At 54.4% G+C, this 24,166-nt stretch carries 33 protein-coding genes; 30 read left to right on the top strand and 3 right to left on the bottom strand.

Going from position 1 to position 24,166, the window contains the following annotated elements; genetic code table 11:
• Positions 1-10 precede the first annotated feature (10 nt).
• The 20 genes from GH769_RS25865 (at position 11) to GH769_RS25770 (ending at position 11,512) form a co-directional block, all read left to right on the top strand.
• A complete protein-coding gene (locus GH769_RS25865) occupies positions 11-763 on the top strand; it encodes a hypothetical protein (protein ID WP_010214186.1) in 753 nt (250 codons plus the stop codon).
• Positions 764-923: 160 nt separating this feature from the next.
• The gene (locus GH769_RS25860; RefSeq protein ID WP_094774316.1) at positions 924-1,193 is read left to right on the top strand and encodes an AlpA family transcriptional regulator; all 270 of its coding nucleotides are present in this window, start codon (positions 924-926) and stop codon (positions 1,191-1,193) included.
• Positions 1,193-1,492: a helix-turn-helix domain-containing protein gene (locus GH769_RS25855; protein ID WP_092278013.1), complete on the top strand. Its 300-nt coding sequence runs from the start codon at positions 1,193-1,195 to the stop codon at positions 1,490-1,492. The genes GH769_RS25860 and GH769_RS25855 overlap by 1 nt, the downstream gene beginning before the upstream one ends.
• Positions 1,489-1,962, top strand: coding sequence for a Rha family transcriptional regulator (locus GH769_RS25850; protein ID WP_153649925.1), 474 nt, complete (start codon positions 1,489-1,491; stop codon positions 1,960-1,962). The genes GH769_RS25855 and GH769_RS25850 overlap by 4 nt, the downstream gene beginning before the upstream one ends.
• Before the next feature lie 472 nt (positions 1,963-2,434).
• Positions 2,435-2,698 (top strand): hypothetical protein, encoded by a 264-nt coding sequence (locus tag GH769_RS25845; protein WP_153649924.1) that lies wholly within the window; start codon positions 2,435-2,437, stop codon positions 2,696-2,698.
• Positions 2,695-3,204 carry a hypothetical protein gene (locus GH769_RS25840; RefSeq protein WP_153649923.1) on the top strand — a complete coding sequence of 170 codons (510 nt, stop codon included), beginning with the start codon at positions 2,695-2,697 and terminating at the stop codon, positions 3,202-3,204. Before GH769_RS25845 ends, GH769_RS25840 begins: the two co-directional genes overlap by 4 nt.
• Positions 3,205-3,304: 100 nt before the next feature.
• Positions 3,305-3,592 (top strand): hypothetical protein, encoded by a 288-nt coding sequence (locus GH769_RS25835; RefSeq protein ID WP_153649922.1) that lies wholly within the window; start codon positions 3,305-3,307, stop codon positions 3,590-3,592.
• Complete coding sequence (locus GH769_RS25830) at positions 3,585-3,812, top strand: hypothetical protein (RefSeq protein WP_153649921.1); 228 nt, start codon at positions 3,585-3,587, stop codon at positions 3,810-3,812. Before GH769_RS25835 ends, GH769_RS25830 begins: the two co-directional genes overlap by 8 nt.
• A complete protein-coding gene (locus GH769_RS25825) occupies positions 3,809-4,690 on the top strand; it encodes a toprim domain-containing protein (protein WP_153649920.1) in 882 nt (293 codons plus the stop codon). The genes GH769_RS25830 and GH769_RS25825 overlap by 4 nt, the downstream gene beginning before the upstream one ends.
• Positions 4,677-6,470 (top strand): DUF927 domain-containing protein, encoded by a 1,794-nt coding sequence (locus tag GH769_RS25820; RefSeq protein WP_061434832.1) that lies wholly within the window; start codon positions 4,677-4,679, stop codon positions 6,468-6,470. The genes GH769_RS25825 and GH769_RS25820 overlap by 14 nt, the downstream gene beginning before the upstream one ends.
• Entirely contained in the window at positions 6,467-6,829 is a 363-nt protein-coding gene (locus GH769_RS25815) for a hypothetical protein (RefSeq protein ID WP_153649919.1), read from the top strand. Before GH769_RS25820 ends, GH769_RS25815 begins: the two co-directional genes overlap by 4 nt.
• On the top strand, positions 6,826-7,134 hold the full coding sequence (locus tag GH769_RS25810; RefSeq protein ID WP_153649918.1) for a hypothetical protein: 309 nt from the start codon (positions 6,826-6,828) through the stop codon (positions 7,132-7,134). Before GH769_RS25815 ends, GH769_RS25810 begins: the two co-directional genes overlap by 4 nt.
• Positions 7,131-7,739 carry a hypothetical protein gene (locus tag GH769_RS25805; protein ID WP_153649917.1) on the top strand — a complete coding sequence of 203 codons (609 nt, stop codon included), beginning with the start codon at positions 7,131-7,133 and terminating at the stop codon, positions 7,737-7,739. The genes GH769_RS25810 and GH769_RS25805 overlap by 4 nt, the downstream gene beginning before the upstream one ends.
• Before the next feature lie 106 nt (positions 7,740-7,845).
• A complete protein-coding gene (locus GH769_RS25800) occupies positions 7,846-8,226 on the top strand; it encodes a hypothetical protein (protein WP_153649916.1) in 381 nt (126 codons plus the stop codon).
• Positions 8,227-8,234: 8 nt separating this feature from the next.
• Entirely contained in the window at positions 8,235-8,813 is a 579-nt protein-coding gene (locus GH769_RS25795) for a tail assembly protein (RefSeq protein ID WP_010214208.1), read from the top strand.
• Positions 8,810-9,394 carry a tail assembly protein gene (locus tag GH769_RS25790; protein WP_153649915.1) on the top strand — a complete coding sequence of 195 codons (585 nt, stop codon included), beginning with the start codon at positions 8,810-8,812 and terminating at the stop codon, positions 9,392-9,394. Before GH769_RS25795 ends, GH769_RS25790 begins: the two co-directional genes overlap by 4 nt.
• A 43-nt stretch (positions 9,395-9,437) precedes the next feature.
• Positions 9,438-9,872, top strand: coding sequence for a hypothetical protein (locus GH769_RS25785; RefSeq protein WP_153649914.1), 435 nt, complete (start codon positions 9,438-9,440; stop codon positions 9,870-9,872).
• Between the two features lie 124 nt (positions 9,873-9,996).
• Positions 9,997-10,425 carry a hypothetical protein gene (locus GH769_RS25780; protein WP_153649913.1) on the top strand — a complete coding sequence of 143 codons (429 nt, stop codon included), beginning with the start codon at positions 9,997-9,999 and terminating at the stop codon, positions 10,423-10,425.
• Between the two features lie 106 nt (positions 10,426-10,531).
• A complete protein-coding gene (locus GH769_RS25775; RefSeq protein ID WP_153649912.1) occupies positions 10,532-10,894 on the top strand; it encodes a hypothetical protein in 363 nt (120 codons plus the stop codon).
• Between the two features lie 33 nt (positions 10,895-10,927).
• The gene (locus GH769_RS25770; RefSeq protein ID WP_153649911.1) at positions 10,928-11,512 is read left to right on the top strand and encodes a hypothetical protein; all 585 of its coding nucleotides are present in this window, start codon (positions 10,928-10,930) and stop codon (positions 11,510-11,512) included.
• Between the two features lie 339 nt (positions 11,513-11,851).
• On the opposite strand, the gene GH769_RS25765 is transcribed toward GH769_RS25770, so the two are convergent.
• Entirely contained in the window at positions 11,852-13,174 is a 1,323-nt protein-coding gene (locus GH769_RS25765) for a DUF6602 domain-containing protein (protein ID WP_153649910.1), read from the bottom strand.
• Between the two features lie 864 nt (positions 13,175-14,038).
• Here GH769_RS25765 and GH769_RS25760 point away from each other — a divergent pair.
• The 6 genes from GH769_RS25760 (at position 14,039) to GH769_RS25735 (ending at position 19,103) form a co-directional block, all read left to right on the top strand.
• Positions 14,039-14,650, top strand: coding sequence for a hypothetical protein (locus GH769_RS25760; RefSeq protein WP_153649909.1), 612 nt, complete (start codon positions 14,039-14,041; stop codon positions 14,648-14,650).
• A gap of 608 nt (positions 14,651-15,258) precedes the next feature.
• On the top strand, positions 15,259-16,542 hold the full coding sequence (locus GH769_RS25755) for a hypothetical protein (protein WP_153649908.1): 1,284 nt from the start codon (positions 15,259-15,261) through the stop codon (positions 16,540-16,542).
• A gap of 11 nt (positions 16,543-16,553) precedes the next feature.
• Positions 16,554-16,739 carry a hypothetical protein gene (locus tag GH769_RS25750; RefSeq protein WP_153649907.1) on the top strand — a complete coding sequence of 62 codons (186 nt, stop codon included), beginning with the start codon at positions 16,554-16,556 and terminating at the stop codon, positions 16,737-16,739.
• A gap of 645 nt (positions 16,740-17,384) precedes the next feature.
• Positions 17,385-17,606: a hypothetical protein gene (locus tag GH769_RS25745; RefSeq protein ID WP_153649906.1), complete on the top strand. Its 222-nt coding sequence runs from the start codon at positions 17,385-17,387 to the stop codon at positions 17,604-17,606.
• A gap of 683 nt (positions 17,607-18,289) precedes the next feature.
• On the top strand, positions 18,290-18,916 hold the full coding sequence (locus tag GH769_RS25740) for a hypothetical protein (protein ID WP_153649905.1): 627 nt from the start codon (positions 18,290-18,292) through the stop codon (positions 18,914-18,916).
• On the top strand, positions 18,903-19,103 hold the full coding sequence (locus GH769_RS25735) for a hypothetical protein (RefSeq protein WP_153649904.1): 201 nt from the start codon (positions 18,903-18,905) through the stop codon (positions 19,101-19,103). The genes GH769_RS25740 and GH769_RS25735 overlap by 14 nt, the downstream gene beginning before the upstream one ends.
• Positions 19,104-19,198: 95 nt before the next feature.
• Here the strand turns inward: GH769_RS25735 and GH769_RS25730 are convergent, their stop codons facing one another.
• A complete protein-coding gene (locus tag GH769_RS25730; RefSeq protein WP_153649903.1) occupies positions 19,199-19,828 on the bottom strand; it encodes a hypothetical protein in 630 nt (209 codons plus the stop codon).
• 842 nt (positions 19,829-20,670) lie between these two features.
• Here GH769_RS25730 and GH769_RS25725 point away from each other — a divergent pair.
• The 4 genes from GH769_RS25725 (at position 20,671) to GH769_RS29510 (ending at position 23,035) form a co-directional block, all read left to right on the top strand.
• Complete coding sequence (locus GH769_RS25725) at positions 20,671-21,621, top strand: RES domain-containing protein (RefSeq protein WP_108538446.1); 951 nt, start codon at positions 20,671-20,673, stop codon at positions 21,619-21,621.
• A gap of 79 nt (positions 21,622-21,700) precedes the next feature.
• Positions 21,701-22,318 (top strand): hypothetical protein, encoded by a 618-nt coding sequence (locus GH769_RS25720; protein ID WP_032901746.1) that lies wholly within the window; start codon positions 21,701-21,703, stop codon positions 22,316-22,318.
• 124 nt (positions 22,319-22,442) lie between these two features.
• A complete protein-coding gene (locus GH769_RS25715) occupies positions 22,443-22,952 on the top strand; it encodes an SHOCT domain-containing protein (protein ID WP_239688361.1) in 510 nt (169 codons plus the stop codon).
• Positions 22,904-23,035, top strand: coding sequence for an SHOCT domain-containing protein (locus GH769_RS29510; RefSeq protein ID WP_371921755.1), 132 nt, complete (start codon positions 22,904-22,906; stop codon positions 23,033-23,035). Before GH769_RS25715 ends, GH769_RS29510 begins: the two co-directional genes overlap by 49 nt.
• A gap of 146 nt (positions 23,036-23,181) precedes the next feature.
• Here the strand turns inward: GH769_RS29510 and GH769_RS25710 are convergent, their stop codons facing one another.
• Complete coding sequence (locus GH769_RS25710; RefSeq protein WP_032901745.1) at positions 23,182-24,051, bottom strand: LysR family transcriptional regulator; 870 nt, start codon at positions 24,049-24,051, stop codon at positions 23,182-23,184.
• Between the last annotated feature and the right edge of the window lie 115 nt (positions 24,052-24,166).

The raw sequence follows: 24,166 nt of genomic DNA, 5'->3' as shown, positions 1-24,166 counted from the left end.
GGGCCTGCAGATGCTCGACTTTGATGACCTTGAGGATTTCACGCCTTCGGAACGGCTCCCCAACCTAGACCACTGGAAGGCCGTTATGGAGTTCTCCGTAGAGCAAGCCGCTCTGCTGTCGGCGATGATTGATCCTTTTGACTGTGAAAATCTCATCCTGGCAAAGAAACAAAACCACGCTCGCTGGAAAAAAGCACACGGTCATGCGTTGGGAATTGTCTCAGCAATACGTCAAGGGTTGATCTCACCAGTCGTATGCATGGGCTATGTGGAAGAGGAAGTGAGCGATTGGAACGGCAATCCTTCGCTTGAACGCAATCTAAGAGTAGTCCGCCCTACGCAGCGCGAGGCTGAAATTAGCATGGCGGACACCATCATCACTCGAGCATCGCTTCTCGCTTGGATTACCACCGCTAATGTCCAAGTTACTCGTCCTCCACGGCCTGTAGAAAAGCAGTTAGTCGAACGGATGCCAAAGGCTTCGGCGCCAATTGTGCAGCCGCCTCCAACATTGGCCCTACCAAACTACAGTCACAAATCAGAAGGGCTGGAATTTGTGGAAGAGGCCATAAAACACTTTTGGTCGACCTACGACGAAGAAGATCCCAGCACCGCACCCCGTCGTGACGAGATCATTGAGTATCTGAAAGGAAGAGGTGCATCAGGCCGTGAATCGGAAGCGGTCGACTTAATCCTGAGACCCAAAAACATGCGAACTGCTCACCTCAAAAACCGTAAGGTGCCCACCCGAGCGGACGAGTAAAAACAAGGCTTACAGCCAAGGTGCCCACTCGGTATAACGCCCCAGTGGAGCCCTTACTCCCGCTCTCGTGTGCCCGGTGCCGTACACCCTAGAGGCTTGATTAACACCCGTCGCGTACCGCCAACCTGTTTCCCGTATTCATCAACAACGGGAAACAAATATGACCAACATCACCTCGACCTCAGCCTCAGATACAAGCGCACGCCCATTCTGTGATCCAGCTACCACCCTCATCCGCATTCCGGAAATGGAAGCCATTACCGGCTATAAGCGACCGACGATTTATAAGCGCCTTAAGGATGACCCGACCTTTCCAAAACCGGTGCCGTTGAGCAACAGCAAAGCGCGCGGCGCACCTGTGGCATGGGTGCTTGCTGAAGTTCAAACATGGGTGCGTCAGCGCATCGCATTGCGCGAGGTAGCCGCCTAATGAACAAAAAAAAGGCCGACCAACAGGCCAGCCACAAAAATACTCGCGTCGAGAATACCAGCGGAACCGCGCAACGCGCTCGCCTTTTGGAGCGCCTGCAAGCTGGCCCGATTGATACCTTCACCGCCATCCGCGAACTAAATATCGTCCGCCCTGGTGCGCGCATTAATGAACTGCGCGGCCTGGGCCACAAGATCCTGACCCACCGCCTCACCCTGACCGACGATCAAGGGCGCACTCACCAGGGCATGGCGCTCTACTACCTCAGCACCAACCCGCCGGCGCAGGTGACAGCATGAATGCAATCACGCTGAACCACACCAGGAACGAGCCGCGCGTGGATAGCCGCCAGCTCGCGAAGCAACTGGGAACCATGCACAAAAACCCAATGGCGCTGATCGAACGCTACCTGCCGAAGTTTGAAGAGTTCGGGGTTGTTCCGTTTCAAACGGAGAAACCCTTGGCTGGAACTGCTGGTGGTAGGCCGGAGCGCTTCGCCCTGCTGAACGAAGATCAAGCGTTCTTCCTGCTGTCGTTGTCCCGCAATACCGACCGCGTTGTGGAACTGAAAGCGAGCCTCATCATGGCGTTCCGCGAAGCTCGGTATGGACACGCCTGCCAGACGCTGGAGGCCCGCAAAAAGGAAGCCAGCAACAGCGGTCGCCGGCTGGCGCACTGGCGCTACGACAAACTAGGCGTGTACGCGCACGTCGCCCATCTGAGGGAGCAACTGAGGCTGCCACTCGATTCGGAGGACTTCCGCCCATGACAGCTATGCTCATGATCAGCGATAAACGGTCGATAAGTTTTGTTGCAAGCAATCGCGCTCGTCGGTATGGTTTGCCCGTCGCTGCAAATTCAGCGATCGGGCTTGGCCGCTCGAGGAACGTTAGGCGCAATAGCGCCCCCATTACGATTGCTGGCGCTTTTTTTGTGCCCGCAGTTACGTGTTATGGCGGGTTGCGTGGGGACACCTTCGGGTGTGCCGGGTTCCTAACGTCCCGGTCGGCCAACCCCGCGCAACCTGCCACCCTAATTCGCTTGGCCGCGAACGGTGGCAGTTCCTCAACGTTAGGAGCTACACCGATGCCTACCCTAAGTCCGTCCGCGATTCGCGCCTTTGCTCACCGCCGCATGGCCCTGAGCGCCCTCCGCGCAAACTCATCACTTTCCGTTCGCCTCGCCCGTTACAACTCCCACATAGCCATCGCACGTACCCTGGAGTCTGCCGGCGGTGCGCAATGAATACTCCCGCCCGCACCATCCAAGAAGTCGCCCACGACGCGCTTGAGGATCTCGAAAGCGCCCAGATTGCTCTACGCAGGGTTGAGGCCGTTCTCTACGCCGCGCTAGCAGACAAGGGCACCAGTCAGCACGTCCGCAACCTGGTAGATGTCGCGTGGAACCTAGCCGCTGACGGTGCCAACACCGCCGACTGCAACCGCGAGGCAATTTCCGCCGCTCTGCCCGGACGCGCTTGCCTGGGCGCCGGGGGTGACCTATGAGCCGCTCCTACAAGGAAATAGCCGAGACCGGCGTGCAGGATCTGTATGAAGTGACAAGCGCGTTCGAAAGCGTGCGCGCAATTTTCACGCTGATGCTCGATACCTTCCCCGAAGACAGTACGCCGCACGCGTTCGCGCAGCTTGGCACCTTAGAGATAAACGACTGGACCACCAAGGTTTACCAGTGGTGCGAGTGCATGGAAAACGAGCTGGATGATGCGAACGCCGAGGCGAACACGACAGCGCCATTGCCGCATTACCTGCTAGACCAGCGCAGCAACGATGCGGCCGAGGCGATTTCTGCCGAACGCACACACGCTACCCGGTGGTGGACGCACTTGAATGAGATCCGACGCCGCAAGCAGCTGCCAGAGTGGGTAGCGGCGGGCATCGGCACGCATGATGAACACGATCTGATGCTGGAAAGCCGGAAGGCCGTCAATCAAGCCCTATTCGGATCGGACGACCTGGGCGGCGCTCAGCAATACCGCGAGGTCGCCCTATGAGCCAACACATGCGTTCACATTCGATCCTTTTTATCAGCCCCACATTTTGTCCACCGCGTACTCACGCGAACCGCCGACGCACTGACCTAAGAGGTTAAGCATGAAAATTCAAAACGGCGCATCTGCGTCGACGGGATCGGCTTGCCTGAAAAAAGCCGCCGAACTGTTTTACGTCACGCACCCGAAGGTGCCCAAGGCATTGCTGGGACCGTTCTTGACCGAGGCCGACGCCGAGTGCGGGCGCGTAGTTATGCGTAGTGCTGGCGCCCAAGTGACGGCCTGCCTGGTTGATTCAATCGACGACTTTACCCGCTGGCACGGTGTGAACAACGGTCAAGTTTGCCGGGCCTTTGCTGGCGCTGATCGCCGGGAGGTCAGCCATGGGTGACGTGACCCCAATCAAGCGCAAGGGCAGTGGCGGCCCACCCGCTGTTGGCGCTCATATCGACAGCGCCAGCTATGTGCTGCTGGTGGAAACACTGGTTGGCTTCTTGGAACTGCGCATTTCGGAAGGCGACCAAGGCCGCCAATGCGATGAGTTGGAGCGCCTGACTCAGAACCTGGAGAACTTGGCCAAGCGGTTTACCCCGCCGAAGGGGGCCGCATGACGGACGCAACGATCCTATTCCGCGATGCGCTCCAGGCCGTCTATGGCCCTCTCGACTGGCTACCAGAGCCCGACGGTGCAATCCACCGGTTCCGTGTGCCGGAGGATAAGCCCGGCTCGCTCAACGGCTGGTATGTGCTGTACCTGGACGGCATTGCATCCGGCGCGTTCGGCAGTTGGAAAGCCGGTGGCGCCAGCACCTGGTGTAGTCGCGAACCGGTAGACGCCCGCGAAGCCGCACAAATCCGCGAGCGGGTTGATCTGGCACGTCGTCAGCGCGAAGCCGAGCAACAGCGGCGCCAGCAGCAGGCCGCCGAGAAGGCCAACCACTGGTGGCGCAATGCGCGCCGCGCCTCACCCGACCACCCGTATCTGGTAGCCAAGGCGGTTCGCTCCTACGGCCTTCGCCAGCGTGGCACTGACCTGCTGATCCCGCTGTATCTGGATGGGCGCTTGGTCAACCTGCAACGAATTGCTCCGGACGGCGACAAGCGCTTCCTGTTCGGCGGCCGGATCAAGGGCACCTATTCGCCGCTGGGCATCATCGAGCCAGGTTCTGTGCTTTGCATCTGCGAAGGGTGGGCGACGGCCGCCAGCCTCCACCAGCACGGCGGCTATGTCGTTGCCGCTGCCATGAACGCGGGCAACCTGCTCCCGGCGGCGATGGCCCTTCGCGCTCGCTACCCAGGCCAGCCAATCGTCATCGCCGGCGACGACGACCGGCTCACCGATGGCAACCCGGGACGCGTAGCTGCAAACGCGGCGGCGGCGGCCGTGGGTGGCCAAGTGGCGTTCCCTGAATGGCCAGAAGGCGCTCCCGACGACCTCACCGACTTCAACGACCTCGCAAACTGGAAACTCGCCCATGTCCAAGCCTGACACCAACGTGATCAACCTTCGGCCGGACGCCGCGACCATTGCGCCAGATCGCCCCTGCTGGGCGGTGTATGAGCATTGGGTGATCAATGAGAAGGGCCGCAAGCTGCGCCCCGGAGTCTACTGGCACAGTTTCAAGCGCGCAGCCGCTGATCAGGACGATGCCGAGGGCGATACCGGCGACCGGCCTATCACCGATGAGTGGATCTCCAGCCCCGTCACCGTCGTCGCCCGCACCACCAACAGCGACGATGGCAGCGAGGGCCGGTTGCTGCGCCTGGTCACAGAGGGCGGCATCAAGGAATGGATCATCGCCATGGAAGTGTTCGGCGGCAGCGGCGAGGACGCCCGGCGTGCATTGTTCGGGATGGGCGTCATCATTGCCCTCAAGAAGCGCGGCACGTTCATGGAGTACCTGCTCGACCAGCATCCTGCAGAAGTGTTTGCCACCACCAGCCGGCCTGGCTGGCATGAGTCGGGCGCGTTCGTGCTGCCTGGGCGAACCATCGGCAGCGCCAATGTGCGGTACCAGGCCAGCAATAAGGCTCAGGTACTTTTCAGCCGGCGCGGCGAGCTGGCGCTGTGGCAATCGGAGGTGGCCGCCAAGTGCGCGGGCAACCCGGTGCTGACACTGGCGATCGGCTGCTCACTGGCTGGCCCATTGCTGAGTTTGGTGGGAGTGCTGGGCGGTGGTGTTCACCTGGTGGGCGATAGCTCAAGCGGTAAGTCGCTGGCGCAACTGATCGGATCGTCGGTATGGGGCGACCCGGGCGTGTTCGCCGCCAGTTGGGACATGACCAAAGGCGGCCTGGAGATCGAAGCGTCGAGCCGCAATGACACCATCCTCCCGCTGGATGAGATCAAGCGTGCTGATCCCAAGCGCGTACAGGAAATGGCCTACTCACTCGCCAACGGCCAGGGCAAAGGCACCATGACCCGTGAGCGCGAAGGCCGCGCCAAATTGAGCTGGCGCCTGCTGACACTCTCCAGCGGCGAGCGCTCACTCTCTGAACACGCGGCCATATCCGGCAATGCCGCCCACGCTGGCGCCGAGTTGCGCATGGTCGACGTGAACGCCGGTACCCGCACACACCGGGCCTTCGACGAATTGCACGGGCTTGAGGGCGCGGACTTTCACCGACAGCTCACCGTGGCGGTCGGCGCCCACCACGGCCACCTTGGACCAGCCTTTGTCGAGAAACTGCTCGAGAGCGACGACCGGGCCGGCCTACTGGAAGACTTCGCCGGGGTACGCGCCAGCTTTGTGGAAGACAACGCCCAGGCAGGCAGGGTGGCTGATCGGTTCGCCGTGATCGCGCTTGCCGGCGAGATGGCCATCGCCTACGGCCTGCTGCCATGGGTGCCGGGTACCGCCCTAGCTGACTGCCGCTTGCTGTACGGCGAATGGCTCAGCAGGGTGGGCAGCGGCAACGCAGAAGACCGACAGATCCTGGCTGGCATCCTGGACTTTATCGACCGCCACGGTAGCAGCCGCTTTTCAGATGTCGACGATCAAACGCCTGACACCAAGGTTTTCAACCGGGCCGGTTACTGGGAGCTGGTGGGCACCAATCGCCTGTACCTGTTCAACAAGCCGGCGCTCATCGAGGCGGCGCACGGCTATGGCCTGTCTCGCATCATCAAGGCTCTGGAGAGCGCTAACGTCCTCGCGCGCCGGGACAACGAGCGCAAAACCAAAAACTACCGACTCCCTGGTGGTGGCCAGGCTCGTCTCTATGTGATCGATCCAGACATCATGGATCGTGAAGGCGGTGGCGTATGAACGTCACTCAAAGAACAGCAATCCAGATTGCCCAAGTTCACAGGAACCTAGAATCACTGGCAACAGTGGCAACACCGGCAACGGCCTTGTGTGGCGTGGCTTACAGCCGTTGCCACCCTATAAAAAAAGTGGCAACAACTGGCAACGCACACCTCATTTTCAACATAAGAAACCCGCACTTTCCCTTCATTTGGTTATCACTGTTGCCGGTAAAAAACCGGTGGCAACAGTTTGGCAGCATCGGCAACGCCTGGAGGCCACGGTTTACGGGGCTGTTGCCATTGTTGCCGCTGTTGCCGGTGTTTTTGAAATCACAGGAACATTGGATTAAAAGCGATCAGGCCGAGGTGACGGTATGAGCCTCCTTTCCGCCCTGCTCGATCACATGCCGCCAGCCATTGCCAGTGCCGACACGCCAAAAATGGATAGCCAGCCTCGACCGCGCCTGGTGCTGGCCAGACCTGTCGAGCGCGCTCCCCGACTCATCACAAGCCCACACGTAAGCGCCGCCACTGCCACACCCGAATGGCGACACGCCCGTGACCAGTACCTCAACCACATCATGGTTTGTCGGAGCTGCTACGCGCCCACCAGCCGCTATTGCACGGCTGGTGCTCACCTGCGCACCAGCTACGACAACACACCTATGGAGGCGCACCAATGACGCCCAGCCTTATCACCCGCCTGTGCAACATCGGTATGAAACCCGGTATCAGCGCCGCCACGCAGCTCATCACTACCCGGCGAATCTGTCGCGCCATTGCTGACCAGCTCGACGTTATCCGCAGTGAGCGGCGAGCCCTTCTCCGGCTGGCGGGCAAGTTGAAAGCATTCCTCCCATTCACCCGGCAGGCCATTGCTGAATTGGAGGAGCGAGCCCAGGAACACCAAGAGGCCACCCGCAGTGGAGCGTGGAGCGCACTTGCTGGGTTTGGCCAATCACTGATGTTCGACCGTGAGGGGCTGGCGCAGGCGCTGGGCTTCGACCAGATGTGCGACCTGCTTGGCGTCAACCCAGTACATCGCGATCGGGCCAGCACAGACGGTGACATCAGCCTTCGCGGAGTGGCCTACCTATCCCAACTGGAGGACAGCGCCGACCGCAAGAGCGACGAATGGGGCGCCGGTGGCCCGCTGTATCGCGCCTGCCACGCCGCCATGATCAGGTTCATCAGGGAATGCCCAGAAGACCAACTACCCGACCCATTCGCCCCTGGCGCACCGTTCGGCCCAAAGCTGCCGCCCGTCCTGAGCATCGTCAGCAAATGACCATTTTCCGCGCCACGTTTTGCGAGTCACGAAAACGTGGCGCGACACAGAGCAACAACAACGGGCGCCAGCCCATGACCAGCGCCAGCGGCGTACAGAGGAAACCATGACAGATCAAGACACCACCACGGCGGGCCATACGCCCACCTATCAGGAGCGATTCACCGACGCATGCAACACGCAGAAATTCAAACCCTACGAACTGATTCAGGGGCCAAGCGCAGGCTACTTGGTGTGGGAGGTCCAGCACGTCCGCAATGGTCAGCAAGTGACCATCGATGGCCCCTACTTCACCGAGGAAGAGGCCCGGGTTTCGGCGGACCTGATGCGGGGAACATTCCGCGGCGCCAGGGCAAGCGAAACGATCTACAACCGGGTGTGGAACTACGACCCGCGCCAGGAACAACTGACCATCGACCAGGCGCATATGTCGCGCGCAGTGCTCGCCATTCGCCTTGGGCTATCGGCCCCGTCGATCACCGTATAGGAGGCCCTATGGCCGCTACAGCATTCGATAACTCCCCTATGACCACCATCAAACTTTACGGGCAGCTCCGGCAGTTCGGCAGGTCCTACGACCTTGCTGTGCGGACGCCAGCGGAAGCCTTGAAAGCGCTGTGCGTGCAGATTCCCGGCCTTGAGCGATTCATCTCAAACGCCAGGTCGCGCGGACTTGTGTTCGCCGTTTTTAGAGGAAAGAAAAACATCGGAGAGAGTGAGCTCAACTATCAAGGCGATGGCGACATCATTATCGCCCCCGTGATCGTCGGCAGTAAGCGGGCCGGTATCTTGCAAACGATCATAGGGGCTGTACTGATCGTTATGAGCCCTTTCACAAATGGTGCAACTCTTGCGCCGGGTATCGCCTTGGCCGCCGGCGGCGTAATTCAGATGTTGAGCCCGCAAGCCCAGGGTTTGAAGTCCAGCGCCGCGCCCGAGAACACACCTGGCTATGCTTTTGGTAGTGCGAAAAACACCGTCGCGTCGGGCTTACCCGTGCCTCTTTGCATAGGCCGCCGCCGATGGGGTGGCGCAATCATCAGCGCCGCTATCTATGCAGAGGACCGGGTATGACTGCCATCGAATATTCACCGCGCACAACCATTCTGCTCAGTGGTTCACTGGCCAAAAAGTACGGCCGTAGACACACCTATGCCCTATCCGCTCATGGCGACACCAGGGAGGCGCTTAGGGCAATAGATGTGAATCACCCAGGGTTCCTGAGCGATATCGCGCGAGCACGCTCCATCGGTCTGGAGTTCGCAATTTTCCGCAACAGGAAGAATGTTGGCGAATCCGAGCTGACACTCGGCGGAGCCAAGGAGATACGGGTCGTCCCCGTGATCACAGGTAGCAAGCGTGCTGGGATACTTCAGACCATCATCGGAATTGTGTTGATCGTGGCCAGTCCGTTCACCAACGGCGCTACGCTTGCCCCAGGGATTGCTCTCGCTGCTGGTGGTGTTATCCAAATGCTGAGCCCCCAGGCCGGCGGCCTCAAGACCAGCGCCGCACCAGAGAATACCCCCGGGTACGCCTTCGGCAGCGCCAAGAACACCACCGCCAGTGGCAACCCGGTGCCGCTCTGTTACGGCAAACGGCGGGTAGGAGGAGCGATCATCAGTGCTGCCATTTACGCCGAAGACCAGATGTAGGGGTGCTGGTGTAAAGTGAACCATCAACCCCGGAGGAAGAAATATGCACAGGATTTTGCTCGCCACCGTCACCTTCGCACTACTGACTGGATGTTCAAGCACACCAGTAGCGCCTGGCTCTGCAAAGCGGGTGCCTGCCGACAGGGTCTACGCCTATCAGTCAGACGTTCCTGGTGGTGCGACACTGGCAGTTAGTCGAGACAACGGTTTTTGGGCGTCTGGCGGCTGCTTGGCCACCGTGCTCATCGACGGAAAAAAGGTCGCCCGCATCGACACCGGCGAAATTGTGAAATTCAAGGTCAAGCCAGGTCGGCATATCGTTGGCATTGCCGGCGATGACGAAGGCAACGGCCTCTGTGCAATGCAGATCGGTCAGCCCGTGAAGGAAACGGCAGCCGAGGTCAGCTCAGGAGAAACCCAAAAAATGAGGATTTCCGGTACTCAAAATGGAACGGACATACGCCCGAGCTCCATTTAACTGACTGATCGAGACAGACGATATGGTCTCACTCAGACCAAATCGTCTGTTTCACCCCCGTCTCACTGGGCCGCTGGTAACCACTCCGGTAACCACCAAAAGTAACCATTCAAGGACGTTGAAAATGAGTGCGGATGAACGGAGCGTAAAGCTCCACCAAAGCGCGAGCACTGAATCTGCAAACTTTGATCGCTTCGTCCTCGGAGCCTCAATGGCGGCTTGCGCCTATCTCGCGCAGACAATGCCCTTCGGCCCCATTGGCCTTAACGTGTCCACGATGTACCTGGCGACCTTGTTCATGATGGCGCTGAGCGCAGTATTCGGATTCCTCCGTATTGAGTCGACGATCTCAACCATGAACGCCAACTCTGGCTACTTGCACATGATTGAAATGAGCCAGTTAAATGACTTCTCAATGCGGCAAATTGCGAGGAATGCAGTCGACAAGGTGGCCGAGCGCACGAAGACGATGTATGTGCTGCGAAATTACACGATGCTGTTTTCCTTTTTCGGTTACGTCGTAACAAAGGTGTATGCCACGTACCCCGCGTGACGCCTCGTGTTCCCAAGCTGACCACTTTTTGTACGCCGTCAGCCTAATCTCCAGCGTCTATAAGCTCGTGACGTAGCCCAACTTCAAGCCAACCAATGAGAACAGAATGCGTACAGGAACCCATACATCAATCCGCTTAACACTCTTCAAACATAGCTCAGGATCATTCCTGGCAGCATTAGATGCGGCCCAAATCCCGCATGAACCCATCCATATGTTTTCGACTAACCCCCAAGGCTCGGGACTGGTTGAAGCGATCACTGCCCTATCAGAAGCAATGCCCTGGAATGCCATAGCGAAGGTGGTGGTTGCATGGATTGAGGCAAGGAAAAGCCGTGAAGTAATCATCCATACAGAGACTGGGCAGTCGATCCAAGCAAAAGGCTATTCGGCTTCTGAAATTCAAAAGCTCCTGCAAAAATCCACGAACGTTATAGTTATTGATACGAAGCCCAACGATGAACCATAGGGCTTACTCGAAAAAAATTGAAAGGAACCACATTTGAAAATCAAGCCGGCTTCAGTGCTTCATTCACTCGCAGAACACTATCACCACGACGCCTCTGATTTTCTAGATAGATTCGATGTCCTCTGGGAGAGCCAGACCCATAAAACGGGACGTATAAAGACCTTTGTGGATCTATTGATGGGGTGCGAGTGCGAGTTAAAGGCGCATGCCATATTAAGCCGCCTACAAGATGATGCAGTCGAAACCTACAAAGCGGTGAAAGCTGCGGGCCATCGCATTGATCGAATCGCCGACATGGCCACGTTCATGACAGATCGCACCCATTACGACTACCTTAAAGACCACCTAAGTGGGCTGTCGGTGTTCATTCGGTATTCATTTGACGCTTATGGGACTTTTTTTCCATTTGATTACGATCACGCCGATATCAATTACTCAAAAACTATAGGTAACAGCTCCTGGGCATTGCAGATTCGGGATCACCTAAGGCGGATGATAGAAGCTTCAAACGACGAGTTTACAGGTATGGTCTCAGATGACATTTCCCAGATCTTCGACCAAGAGGACCAAATGACGTCTTTCATGGAAAAAATACGAAATAAATCGCCCAAACGTTAAGATCGTTTAGAAAACCGCCGGTATCCAAGTATGCATCTAGATGCTATGGCCAATCTTTTTCGGAAAATATGAGCGGTAACTACTCCGCCTGGTTACATCTATAAAAGGCTTTCTGTTACGGAGTCGCCCGAGACCAGCCAACCTCGACAATTGTTACTAGGGTGGTGGGTTGGCCAATCTCTCACGAAACTAACTTTTGCTAACAGGCGACGAACATGGTCACCGGCTCCAGGTCGATCTTATGTCAACATTTGTAAACATCGCGCCACCCCCTTCACTCGAACCGAGGTTAGGTTGCTCCAGCTGACTAGCAGAAATCGATCAATAGCTGCCTTTCGCCTATTCGCCGATAAAGTAAATTGACATATAGTTGGGCTCAATTTCATTTTTTGCGCACCAGAGATCAAAACGCTCAATTTCCGACGCAACGAACCCTGTGTCATCGTCATTAGTGATCACATACGTATGTGGATGTATTGGTCTTATATATTCACCGTCACGCATAAACTGTCGAGTCAAGACTAAAATTTCCGCAACCTCCTCAATAGTCACGCCGTAATCTCGGATTAAATATTCACTCATGCTTTCATTCAGGGGAAGATACCCCCCTTGCATCGCCATGATATTTATTGCAGAAATTTCAGCTTTGCCTATTTCCGAAGGCGACCACAAATTATCATCGCCTCGCACCATGTATTTTTCCTTAAATTCCTGTGTTCTATACACCCAGCCCGCAGCACCATCAATCTCCCTAGCTTCTGCAATCAATAAAGGCTGCACACTATCCATATGCAATCCATCATCCCAGGGCATTTTGGCATTAAAATACTCGCCAATTTTTGACCAAATCAACTCTAAAATCAGCTTCGCTGAATTGTGCCTAGTAGAAAATACAGAGACCCACTCATTTCTGTTCTGAACAACTAAAAAAGGAATACCGCTACCTTTAACAAGGCAAAAATTATTAGCCGTAACAAGTGTAGGAATGCTTGGGATTCCCCAGCCACTTCCACTCTCCCAAGCCTCTTCAAGAATATCTGAAAACGCAGTTCTAAGACCATTCTCAGTTTTATAACCTCCGTAACCATGGATTATGGTAATCGGCGACAACGACTCTTGAACAAGCGTATAAAACAATATGCCGTCGGCTTTCGATAGCTGGTGTATATCAAGATATTCCTCAGGCGCCACTTTACCAGTCAACTGAGAGAACCGTAGGCGTGCATGGGATATATCCGGCCTACACCCTTCATTAATCAGTCGATCCTCGAAATTATCAGCAAATTTCCTCCGGATTTTGGCCAAATGCTGCATGGCATCGACGTACTCGGCTTTCCTTAAGGTCTTTTTAACTTCAAAAATGCAAAGAACACTATTAATATCGTACTTATACTCCTGCGTAAGACCGTACCTCTCTCCATCGCCGTGGACAAGCATGCAATCTATTTGCTCACCCAGCATTTCACCTCCAATAGAGATAAAACCCGAAACAACCCGAAGATCTAAGCTTTTGGGAATGACAAAATCTTGATATATACCTTGCCTGGTGATTTCTTCATAGGCCGTCCCAAGAGTCGGCATGTGGGGCATATCAAAACCATCGAGCTTTTTTTTCTCGGCCTCAATAAATTTTCCAAGAAGCTCCGATGCTTTGAGAATCATACAACCTCCATTGGCAACACTTAATTTAACGCGCAGTGAAAATGATTCATCATATCCCCAGTTACAATGACTGTGTGCGACTCGACTTATCCTTGATCTTACTCATGAATTGATAGCTGCCCAAATCGCATAATACCCGCCGGAAAAGGACAGCCATACGCCAATTTCTTTCTGGCATCAACGGCAGTTATGGATCTAAACCTGCCGGTACCTACCGCCTGCCAATCATCCGACTAATGCGGTAACCGACCGAGTAACAACGAAAAGTAACCACCTCGCATGGTTATCATGCATCAAAGGGCTCTCCATCACAGAGGCGCCCGCCAACATTGGCAATTGTTAACAGGGTGAGACGCTGACCAACCTGCCGCGCGACTAACTTTAGCTAACAGGCGGCGAGCGTTGCCAATGGCCCCAGACCGGCCTGACCTTAACATTTCTCAACATCGAGCCAGACCCCACACTCGATCCAATGTCAGGTTTTGTCAGGTTCTGGTGCGCGCTCGATGACAGGTTGCCGCGCCGCTCCGATGTCAAGTTTTGACAAGTAGCTTCGGCACGCCAGCGGCAGATTCTGACCAGAAAAAAGGCTAAGTTTTGTTAGGCCCCTGGCGCTGAGCCGATCGGGCGGTATCCACTCTGGTATCCACGGTTTGGCGTTGATTTACGCCGGAGCCAGGGTGGTGACCAAGCGCGGTAACAACCATCAGTGACCACTACTGGCAGGCCAACTGCTCGTCCAATTCCTCCCGGAGAGACACACCATGGGGGAGCCAAATGCTGGCCGAGCCACGCGGTATAGCAGTCCCGCCTGCTATATTGCCGGCCACCTGACAAGATCAACCCAATACAAGGAATGTGAATGTGAAGCTCGCCCCTGTCTTATTGCTCGCCCTACTGACGTCTGGCTGTGCTACCGGCCCTGCTGTCGAATGGGTGACTGTCCGCAACACTGACAAATTCACTGATAAATCCAGCTGCGCGGTCACGGTGGGCAGCTACTACACAAGGGGTGGGATATACACCGTCAGCAATCAATACTACCCATACATTGAGGTGGTAAATGGCGACCTAAGAGTGGGCGTGAAAAGCGGAGGCCGCTTCCTGATCCCGGTCGGCGACGTCCAGCTCAGAGTCGATCAGAACAAAGCATGGACGATCAGCACCAGCGAAACCCCGCTGGACTATGTGCCCGAGGGCCAGCTCAAAGCTATGCAAGCCTACGCACCGAAAGATCCCCAGCAGCAACAGATAGTGGAAAACGCCTACAAGACTGCCATGGAAGCTACAGCACGGTCCATGTCGCCGTTTACCGCATCAACAGGCGAGAAAGCTCAGTCAATTCTCAAAGAGATGCGATCCGGCAAGACGCTTATCTATCGCACTGTAGGCCTGAATCAAGCGGCGTCTACGACCGGGGAATATGTACTGGACCAGTCGCTGGAGGTCGCATTGCGTCAATGCGGCATCCAATAGGCGCAGGCGTCCGCGGTTCTCGCGCATTGTTTCGCGCACGCCCATCGCGCACCTGGCCTGCGCGAAGCTGTGCCCTGGCAACGTTCACGCCCCCGTCACGCAGCATATTCACGCACTGAGGCCTTGTAACAGCCGGTGTAACAGCAGATCGAGTTGTTTCAGATTGGGACCACATGATGCCAGGCGCTCCTATGGCAGCAATGGCCCACCGGTTTACTGCGTTGCAATTGCGCAAATTGCGCACCGCTAACACGTATGCCGAGTGCGCACCGGAGGTAGGTTCGCACTGAGGTTCGCAACAGCCAACGCGCGAACCAGCCCCACTCGCGAGGAGATGCTTAGCCTCACATCTCTGGCTTGTCAGCAGCAGGCCTGAAAAGCTTTCGCTTTCAAACCTCCGCTGCAATCAAAGAAATGCTGGATAGGCGAGAGCACGGTGATCATCAACAACAAAGCTCTGGATTGCTCGCAACTCAACAGCGACTCGGTAAGTTTCGGATGATCTTTGACACAAAAGCGAAGTGGCCGACCTGATGGCAAGCAGCTACCATCCAACGCTATGTCGGTCCTTTACGGTAGCGTCAGGAATACAGGGAGTAATTGAAGGTATGACTGCTGAAATAGCAATAATGAGCCGTACAGCTGTCGTCTTGGCAGCTGATAGTGCAACTACGGTTACATCGTGGAAAGATGGTGTACAGGAACGACGATACTTTAAAGGGGCAAATAAGCTATTTGAGCTTTCCAGATCTGCTCCTGTTGGACTAATGATTTACGGGTCAGCCGCTCTACAGGGAGTACCTTGGGAGCTTGCAATAAAGTCGTTTAGGGAAGACCTCGGTACCGAGCAACATGATCGCCTCGAAGCGTACCCAAGCCGTTTTTTTGATTTCATAGAACATCATGACAAGCTCTTTTCGGATCAAGCCAAAAGCCAGTCGTTGTTCAATCTGATTGGCTCTGCCGCTTACCGAATGCAGAGGTCGATGGCTCAGATTCAAGGCTTTGATAACGTTGAAGATCTAGCGAACCTTTCTGTAGAGGAGTTAGATGAAAATCTAACCACCATAGAACAAATTGTGGAAGACACAGAGCTACATGATCTGCTCACAGAAGTTGATATCGCAAATGCAATTGCAAAGACCTCAGCTTCTTTTGTTGAAATAGTTCCAGACTCACTAGTGACCTTTAAAGGGATTCCGGAAAGACAGCCTCTCGTTGGTAAATTTGTAAATACACTTATAAAGTACGCGATAAAAGATTTTATAAATTTTGCCGATCTAACCGGAGTTGTGATTGCCGGATACGGCAAAGATGATTACTACCCGACATTGGAGGTCTTCGAGTGTTACGGTTTCTTAGGTGATCGTCTGATCTACTCCCGACAGCCTCCTAGAGAAATGGATGCGGAGTCTCCGGCAATCATTCAGCCTTTCGCGACGACCAGCATGATTGACACATTCCGAATGGGTGTAGCACCAGACGTTTTTGGAGCCGTTTCCGACTCCACAGGTCTAGCTCTAGCTGATTTCGGACGAAAGGTCATGGAAGAGTGTGGAGTCGAGGAGGTGCTTTCCGATGAACGCCTTGCGGCGCTTGTAGCTGACGCTCGAGATGGGCATACAGACAAGTGGTTCCACAAAATTCGCAGCCAGCATTTCTTTCCCCTCTCGAACATTATACATTCGCTACCCTTACCGGACATGGCTGGATTGGCAAAGAGCCTAATTGAGCTAGAATCGCTTAAAGAAAGGGTAACGAAGCCTAGCGAATCAGTTTCAGGCCCGATTGACGTTGCCATCATTAGCAAGCATGACGGGTTCGTTTGGATCGACCGGAAGCACTATTTCAAGGCAGAATTGAATCCACGTTTTTTTAGAAGGGCAGAATGATGGAGAAGGCGATGAGTTTTCTATCTCAGACTCAAACACATGATGAATTGCTTTCAAGCGCTCGCGCGGCGCTTAAGTTTGAGAATCAGCAGATATCACCTGCACCCCAAGAAAAAGCTCAGCAGTACGATACGCTGCTAAAACGTTTGGAATCAAAACCAAGCGCACAGGAGCTTATGTCCGCCTATTGCGCATAAGTCCTCCAGATAAGAACCCGCATTTTGCGGGTTTTTTTTGATCTTTTTTCTTACTCCTACCACGGGACACTGGTTTCCACTTTCGTTTCCCGTATTTTGCAGTGGTTTCCACTGGCAGCCGGGCCAGACGCAGTCCAAACCTACGGTTCGGGGTCGAATGGCCGGCACGCACGATCCGCGCCAGCATTGAGTGATGAATTCAACTCACCGTGTAGATTCCAACACGCTGGCGCCGGATATTACTTTGACCACGCTTTGACGGATTGCGAGACAGGCATCAGACCAAAACCATGCCGGGTGGGCGTCTGAGGCTTATCGCGTGGACAGCCCGTCAAACAAGCGCACCGCGGCCGCTGATACCCCTGACAGACCCCAGACGAACGCCGCCCTTTCGTCCCTTCTATCTTTTACCTGCCCTTTACCGAATCGCTGCCCAATGTGAGACAGGCATGAGACGGATTCGGCGAGCGTGGCCGACTGAGAACGCGCATCGGCCCGGGCGGGCGGGGCTCACGCATTAGATGCGGGGAAATCCCGTATCACATTGCCAGGGCACTTTGCCGCCGGCAGACGCACACCACGTAAAGGTGATTCCAGGCGTTCACGGCGCCGGTGCTACGCTTCCTCGAAACACGGAGAGCCACCATGACGGACACCAAACTGATCGCTAACCTGTTCGACCGCCTGAATAAAAACCAGCTCGCCCTGGGCGCCGCGGTAGAGGAGCTTTCCAACTGGGTAGAGCAGCGCGGATCGGCAGACATTGCCAACAACGTGCGCGGCGCTCTCGAAACGCTCGATGAGAACCTGGTGTTCATTCGTCAGGGCATTGCTGAGCTGGCCGTGGCGGGCAGTCTGGGCCAATAGTGAGGAGGCAAATAATTCTGGACAGTTCTGGACGGATCGCGCCGCGGAACGCGACCAGACACAGCCCGGGAGCCACAGCAATCAAGGGCTCCGACCGATCGGCATAGCAGGCCAGATAGTCACCACGTCCAGAATTAGGGGTGTGTCCCGCCGCGGGCGGTTCCGAGAGCCACATCAGAAGTCCAGAGATGGATATACGGCCCTCAAATCCTTGACCATCCTTGACGGAGCCTTGACCAAATTCTTGACAGGTCTTGACGGATTTATCTGGTGCCACCCGCAGTTTGATCGCTGAAAGCCACGCAGGACAAAGCTTTGCGGGCATTCGCGCAGATTGGCCAGCGTTAGCCTCGTCAAGAATTCTAGAGGTATCCGTCAAGGTAATTGCTCGATCAATATCAAGGCCCTGCTGGCAGGATGGGGTGGTGAAATACCGGGCTACACAAATGCTCAGCGCGCCAGGCAATACTAGACAGGCCCTAGACGGATTTTCGCCGACAGACCACGGGCAAACTGCCCGCAGCCCGCGCAGCACGCCGCCGACAGCGTGAAATGAGGTGTCCTGGCGCTTGATGCTCGTCAAGTATTTACCGAGACTTCCATCAGACTGAAATCAGAACAAAACGACTAGGCTCAGCCGAGAGCGTAATCACGACGCAGCCAATGATAATGATGGGGGCGAAATGAACATTGAAGACCCGGAAATTGCAGCGCTGAGAGAAAAGTTTGTTCACTTTCGAGAAGAGTGTATTTGGCTCACTAACTGCTACAACCTTTACAAAACTTTGTATGAGGGTGGCCCCGAGACGGACGCCTTGCTACATCGTGTAGCGCCGGCGCTTTTTCTTGACCTGAATCGGATTGTGATCGATCACATACTCCTTCAAATTTGCAAAATCACAGATCCGGCACAAACAGGGGCTCAGCAGAATCTAACCTTGGCCAACCTGAACAAACATCTGAAGGCCGTCAACCTGTATTCATCCGAGATAGAGTTGGTGTCGGATAAGCTGAGCGCCTATCGCGAAGTGATAAAGCCAGCAAGGAATAAACTGATCTCCCACTTGGACTGGAAAACCGTGCGTGATGGTCAGTCTTTGGCAGCGCACGCGGCAGAGGAAGTAAGTCACTTCTTCGCCGGCCTTTTCCGTTACACAGATCTTGTGGGAGAGGCTTGCGGGATAGGACCTTTAGACTATCGAGTCTCCGCCTCTGCAGGCGACGCGATCGACTTACTTCGCTTCCTGCGCCAAGCCGCACCGGCGCCAACACCAACCGCACACCGAGGACAGAGCCGTGTCCGTTATTGACTGTGATTATCTACCCGCCGACAAGATGGTGTTTCCGCCGGAGCTGGCGCTGCTGATTGTCAGGAAGGCCAGAGCAATGGCGGCAGCATTCGAGGAGCAAGCGCTCGACCAGCTCACCAAGGACGCACGGCGAGCCCTCTCCCAGGGCGCGGAGCCTCGGCGGGTTATCAGGGAAATGCGTCTATAGGCGGCCCGCTGGAACTACTGGGATCTCGGTAGATTTCCAGCACCTGCCCTACCGAAATGGGAGCCCAGAAACTGCGCCCCCTCCGCAAGCAAAACTCAACCGAACTTTTGTTCCAGGTCTTTAAGTTTTCTTCGCAACAAATTCGCCTCTACCGTCACCGGTTCGTTCAGATCTGCAACTTTGCTACTCCAGACAATGATGCCCTCTGGCGAATTCACGTAACCCGGTTTGTCTGTGAAGTGATAGAGCAACAACACCCGCGTTCTCATGAACTCGCATAGGTTCGAGAGCTCGACACCGTTTCGAGCTGCCACGACATCAACAGCAGCGCAGGATTCTTTCAAATATCTGAATAGCTGCTCGGTAATCAAGCGATCTTCAGCGACCGCCTTTGTGAAATGCTCGTTGTGATCGGTTTCAAAACGGAAGAACAAATTTAGACCCGAGAGCGACAGGTGCGATTCAAGGCGTTGTAACGCCACCATCGCCTCCCAAATCAGAGTGAGATACTTCCCATGCGTGATTTGGCGCTTCCAGACGTTAAACCCCAGTAGCGCTATCCCGGCAGCAGTTAGGCCAGCCACGCCACCAAGAAATGAGCCAAAATGATCCAGTGCCTCGAGCCCTTCTTTCCACCCGTTGCCAAGAAAAATGAGCGTCAGTTGTAGAACAATGACCACGCCGAGCAAAGCCGTATTGGCCATCCCTGAAATTTTATCGCGCACGGCACCCATCCCTGGTCAAATCGAGGTGTCCATATTGATTCAGCGGCGCGTTGGTGAACACCCTTAAAACGATCAGCAACCATATGAGCGCGATGCCATAAATGACCACTACCCCGATGCGGGGTGGTGCTGGCGCAGGGGAATGGCAAAAACGCCTCTGTGTGGTGGAACTGCCACACGGCGCCAGCACCATCGCCGCAAAAGTGTGGCGATGGCTCCTCAAAAGTGAGGAACGAAAAGGAGGGCCACCTATCGGCTGATCCATCAAAGAGTGGTGGTGATGACCACACCTTTGCACTTGCGGCGGGCGCATCACGGTGCCGTTCGTCGGGGATGGAGCAACGAGCCTCGGCGCTTTTCTTGGCGTGCGCAAAACCGGCCGAAAACACCCCAGCAGCCAGCGCCATGTATCCCCAGGTGTATCCCTTAAAAACGCAAAGCATACCAAACCCTTTAAAAACGGTAACTTTACCCACAGGTTCAAACGGCGCCGGGGCACCAGATGTGAAATGGAAAAGCCTCAGGTCGGGAGATCTGGGGCTTTTTTTTGGGTGGTGATTTAGTGCTTATGCAACAGCTCAAACCGCGCTGATAAGACCTCGCTCGGAAAGCGCTTTTGAAGCACCAGGAGCTTCTCATCGACTTACGAAATGTTTCCCTCCTTAGCGGCTTCACGACGGTTTGAAAATAAATCTGTCCTTTTTTGTCAAAAATAAATCTGTCGCCTGTTGACGCAGTGTGTTGCAGGCAGGCGGAGTCAGTCATACTGTTTGGGCACTGTCCCAGTGACTACTCTTTACCCATCACACAAATGCACGCCTCGGACGTTGGTCAATCATTAAATGGACTTAAGAAAAACGCCTTCTTTGTACTTCGAACTTAAATTTGGTTCGCCGCCCGCCCCAAAATTCGAAAAATTCGATCCCACTATAGGTGTTGACGGTTACTGCGCCGCCATACGCAAGTACCTAATACCCGATTCGATGCCCGACACATTCAGTTCCGGGGTATTGCCCTTGGAATTACGTACTTACTGTAAAGGGTCAATTTTTTCAAGGGTTCGCAGAGTACGAGATGAAAAGCTGAGAACACTATTAAAAAACCCTCTAACGGTTAGCGATTTTTTCCCTCCAGAGGGCGAAGTTGCACAAACCCGTATTGGCCGCTTCAATGCCGCAGGAGAACGCACGCTGTATTTGGCCGACCATGCATTTGTGGCACTGAAAGAGTGTGGAATAGAGCCCGGCGAGCATTTTCTTTATAGTTATTTTATACTCAAAACCGATACGCATTTTATATACACCCCACCTAACACCTCAAAATACACAAAACTAATAAATTCATTACTCAAAAGTAAAGATGAAAACTTTTACCCCGTCATAACCCGCATATACAATGAATACCTCAAGTATGATGCGCATCATGGAATCGCGTATGACTCCGTAAGGGTCATGGAAAAACACAACGACGCAACATGGGGAGAAATTAGCTCTATAACAAACCTCGCGATGGATGAGGAAAAACTACCTGCCGCATACCTGCAAGTCGGTTGGCTTGCACGATGCGATGAGCATTATCGGCCTTACCATTTGAAAATACTTTTACCTAACATAAAGAAAAAAAAACGGCTCACGACGCTGGTGTACCACGATAATAAATCACGATTCATGGCTGAACACAACAAGGTAGAACAGAGGATCGCTCAGCTTAGAAAAATAACTAAAAACTCTATCAAACGAAACAACTATGAACAACCCAACACAACACCATTCAAGCTACTACCCTACATATAAAACTCACAAGCTACTAAAATAACCCGGCGCACACAAAGCTTGTCACTAGAACAATGAACACTTTTTCAATGGAGGCGTAATGCAATTTGCAGTAGCGCTGATCGAGTACCTGATTTCTGGCGTCGTCGCATCGGCTTGGCTGACAGCGGTTGTTCTGAACTACTACCCACTGCTGTTACACACGATCAACGATCATAGAGAAACATTAATTCTGATCTACCTGCCCATTGCGTATATCTTGGGAATTTATGTCGACGCCACATCCTCATATATTATACGTAGAACCAGAGAACTGACGGGATGGGTTAATAAGCAGGTGAGTATTTCGCCGAAAACGCTGAACACTCTCGCATGGATATATCATTTTATTGTAGGTACTCCCAAAAGAGAGCCCTACAAGAACACCGCCGCGATCATGGCATACTCTCCTGCGGATGCTGTAAGAACAATGGAAGGCTATGTCAGCAGGGACCGAATTGCTCGCGGCACGGCATTCAATGCTTTGGCAGGTACGGTTGTCGCTTATCTTTATGCGTCGCCTGAATACAAAACTCTGACAACGACTTTCTGCTTCGTCGCATTCGTTTACTCGATCATGATGCATAGACGATTAAGCCGCCTCTCATCGAGCTTCAAGAAAGTCGTTTTGGCGAACCTGGAAAAGCGCGCGCCCGCCGAACTGCGCGAGGAAGAATGAACGTATTTATTCCCACACGTTCTGGACAAGCGATTTAATCCAGTAAAAATAAGGGGCAGACCATATTCTCAATAATGGTGGCCCGTCCCTATTTCAATAACAATCAAAGCCTTTGGAATATAACTTGATAAACGCTGACGAAAAAATCACTAACACACCTCTGTCTAGCACCGAACAAAGCAAGCTTCTGATTTTTGTACTCCTATTGCTCCCTTCATTATTTTTTATCGTCGGAATCATTCCCGCCATATTTTTGATTTTTGGCTTGGTGATGATGAAGAAGAACGGCGATTTCAGTCACATCGAAACCGCAGCGCGAATTTACAAAGGTTACCTATATCTCGCAGTAATGGGCAGCGGGCTATTCGCCTTGTATTTCGCAACAACGCTTAGCTTATCTGACAGATGGCATCGTCAGTTCGAGGAGTTTATTCTTTCGACTGCCTTGGCAGGTATCGCCTTGCTGTACATCATCTTTCTGAACATCCTCTTTCTAAGCCCGCTGCGTTGCCACGCACAATGGGTTGAAGCGAACGGTATTTCTCCGGTAAAACGAAAACACCCACTGACACCAATGAGGTTGATATTATCAAAGGCGAAAGGCTTCGTACGTTCTCTGTCGCTGACGAACTGATTAAATGGGCAAAACTAAAAGAGGACGGTCATATCACTGAGCAAGAATTTAACGATGCGAGAAAGAAGCTCCTTCAACGATGAAGCAAATGGAGAACCTATTGAACGTCCTTCGGGACTTTTTGTTATCAGTTGCACGCGCAACTCGATGGCGCTAAGCGCGGCTGAGGCTCTATATACCAATGAAGTATTGGCTGAGTATTATGAGATTCTCATGAGCTCCTGAAATTCTACTTATCCAAGCTAGAGATTTCACCGCGCAACACCCCCTCCAACACCCCAAAAAACCCCTGAATATGCCCCTGCTTCAACGCCTGCGGCCGCGTCACCAAATAAACCTCCATCGCCGGCAGTTCTATCTCCTGAAAAACCTCACTCAACCCCGTCGCCAAAATACGCGGCAACACCGCCACCCCCATCCCGCGCCTCACCGATTCAAGCTGCACCGCAAACGAACTCACCCTAATCGGCGCATGGTCCAGCCCGGCAGCTTTCGCGGCGCGCATTTGCGGTAGCAGGTCCAGCGGTGGCAGCAAGGCGATACTGGCGGCGGTGGCTGGCGTTAGCGCAGGAAACCGTTGCAGGTATTCGGCGGTTGCGAACACGCCGTAGGCGAGTTTGCCAAGCCCTCGGTAGATCAGGGAAGGTTCGCCCAGGTGTGCAGTGCGTATGGCAATGTCGGCCACGCCTCGTACGATTTTGTGGAAGTCGGTGGTGACCTGTAGTTCTACGGAGCAGCCTGGGTGCTGCGCGGTGAAGCGGCTGGCGGCTTCGAGCACGCTGGCAGAAAAGCCTTCGCCGGCGCTGACCAGTACGGTGCCGCTGAGAATTGCTGGCGCGCCGTCGACGGGGGCCTGGCGTCGCAGGCCGGATTCGGCTGCCAGGGCGACGTCTACGAGGGCTTGGCCTCGGGAGGTGAGCCGGCAGCCTTCCACGCCGCGTTCCACCAGTGGTTCGCCCAGGGCGGTTTCCAGTTGGGTGAGGCGGCGGGAGACGGTTGAGGCCGCGATACCGAGTAACTGGCCTGCCTGTAAAAAGCTGCCGCGCCGTGAGACTGCCAGCAGCAGTCGAAGATCGTCCCAATTTGCCTGCAATGCCATATCTCCGCGCTTCCCTGGTGTGCAGATGTGCAAAGCCATTATGCCGCAGGCGCTGTTTTTACGGCGCGGGCTCGCGGGTATATCTACTGGCCTTCTCAATAAATGGAATGGCCTG

The organism is Pseudomonas sp. CFSAN084952, from assembly GCF_009648855.1.
GTDB classification, from domain to species: Bacteria; Pseudomonadota; Gammaproteobacteria; order Pseudomonadales; family Pseudomonadaceae; genus Aquipseudomonas; species Aquipseudomonas paracarnis.
The sequence above is the reverse complement of the archived record's forward strand: the minus strand, read 5'-3'. Positions and strand labels throughout refer to the sequence as shown.

What these genes read in the sequence shown, in the direction of transcription:
- GH769_RS25740 (WP_153649905.1), top strand. Translation starts at nt 18,290, where the DNA reads ATGAACATTGAAGACCCGGAAATTGCAGCGCTGAGAGAAAAGTTTGTT.
- GH769_RS25725 (WP_108538446.1), top strand. Translation starts at nt 20,671, where the DNA reads ATGGACTTAAGAAAAACGCCTTCTTTGTACTTCGAACTTAAATTTGGT.
- GH769_RS25825 (WP_153649920.1), top strand. Translation starts at nt 3,809, where the DNA reads ATGACGGACGCAACGATCCTATTCCGCGATGCGCTCCAGGCCGTCTAT.
- GH769_RS25745 (WP_153649906.1), top strand. Translation starts at nt 17,385, where the DNA reads ATGACGGACACCAAACTGATCGCTAACCTGTTCGACCGCCTGAATAAA.
- GH769_RS25795 (WP_010214208.1), top strand. Translation starts at nt 8,235, where the DNA reads ATGGCCGCTACAGCATTCGATAACTCCCCTATGACCACCATCAAACTT.
- GH769_RS25865 (WP_010214186.1), top strand. Translation starts at nt 11, where the DNA reads ATGCTCGACTTTGATGACCTTGAGGATTTCACGCCTTCGGAACGGCTC.
- GH769_RS25750 (WP_153649907.1), top strand. Translation starts at nt 16,554, where the DNA reads ATGAGTTTTCTATCTCAGACTCAAACACATGATGAATTGCTTTCAAGC.
- GH769_RS25845 (WP_153649924.1), top strand. Translation starts at nt 2,435, where the DNA reads ATGAATACTCCCGCCCGCACCATCCAAGAAGTCGCCCACGACGCGCTT.
- GH769_RS25855 (WP_092278013.1), top strand. Translation starts at nt 1,193, where the DNA reads ATGAACAAAAAAAAGGCCGACCAACAGGCCAGCCACAAAAATACTCGC.
- GH769_RS25755 (WP_153649908.1), top strand. Translation starts at nt 15,259, where the DNA reads ATGACTGCTGAAATAGCAATAATGAGCCGTACAGCTGTCGTCTTGGCA.
- GH769_RS25860 (WP_094774316.1), top strand. Translation starts at nt 924, where the DNA reads ATGACCAACATCACCTCGACCTCAGCCTCAGATACAAGCGCACGCCCA.
- GH769_RS25840 (WP_153649923.1), top strand. Translation starts at nt 2,695, where the DNA reads ATGAGCCGCTCCTACAAGGAAATAGCCGAGACCGGCGTGCAGGATCTG.
- GH769_RS25815 (WP_153649919.1), top strand. Translation starts at nt 6,467, where the DNA reads ATGAACGTCACTCAAAGAACAGCAATCCAGATTGCCCAAGTTCACAGG.
- GH769_RS25765 (WP_153649910.1), bottom strand. Translation starts at nt 13,174, where the DNA reads ATGATTCTCAAAGCATCGGAGCTTCTTGGAAAATTTATTGAGGCCGAG.
- GH769_RS25820 (WP_061434832.1), top strand. Translation starts at nt 4,677, where the DNA reads ATGTCCAAGCCTGACACCAACGTGATCAACCTTCGGCCGGACGCCGCG.
- GH769_RS25835 (WP_153649922.1), top strand. Translation starts at nt 3,305, where the DNA reads ATGAAAATTCAAAACGGCGCATCTGCGTCGACGGGATCGGCTTGCCTG.
- GH769_RS25800 (WP_153649916.1), top strand. Translation starts at nt 7,846, where the DNA reads ATGACAGATCAAGACACCACCACGGCGGGCCATACGCCCACCTATCAG.
- GH769_RS25720 (WP_032901746.1), top strand. Translation starts at nt 21,701, where the DNA reads ATGCAATTTGCAGTAGCGCTGATCGAGTACCTGATTTCTGGCGTCGTC.
- GH769_RS25790 (WP_153649915.1), top strand. Translation starts at nt 8,810, where the DNA reads ATGACTGCCATCGAATATTCACCGCGCACAACCATTCTGCTCAGTGGT.
- GH769_RS25850 (WP_153649925.1), top strand. Translation starts at nt 1,489, where the DNA reads ATGAATGCAATCACGCTGAACCACACCAGGAACGAGCCGCGCGTGGAT.
- GH769_RS25810 (WP_153649918.1), top strand. Translation starts at nt 6,826, where the DNA reads ATGAGCCTCCTTTCCGCCCTGCTCGATCACATGCCGCCAGCCATTGCC.
- GH769_RS25830 (WP_153649921.1), top strand. Translation starts at nt 3,585, where the DNA reads ATGGGTGACGTGACCCCAATCAAGCGCAAGGGCAGTGGCGGCCCACCC.
- GH769_RS25805 (WP_153649917.1), top strand. Translation starts at nt 7,131, where the DNA reads ATGACGCCCAGCCTTATCACCCGCCTGTGCAACATCGGTATGAAACCC.
- GH769_RS25775 (WP_153649912.1), top strand. Translation starts at nt 10,532, where the DNA reads ATGCGTACAGGAACCCATACATCAATCCGCTTAACACTCTTCAAACAT.
- GH769_RS25785 (WP_153649914.1), top strand. Translation starts at nt 9,438, where the DNA reads ATGCACAGGATTTTGCTCGCCACCGTCACCTTCGCACTACTGACTGGA.
- GH769_RS25710 (WP_032901745.1), bottom strand. Translation starts at nt 24,051, where the DNA reads ATGGCATTGCAGGCAAATTGGGACGATCTTCGACTGCTGCTGGCAGTC.
- GH769_RS25780 (WP_153649913.1), top strand. Translation starts at nt 9,997, where the DNA reads ATGAGTGCGGATGAACGGAGCGTAAAGCTCCACCAAAGCGCGAGCACT.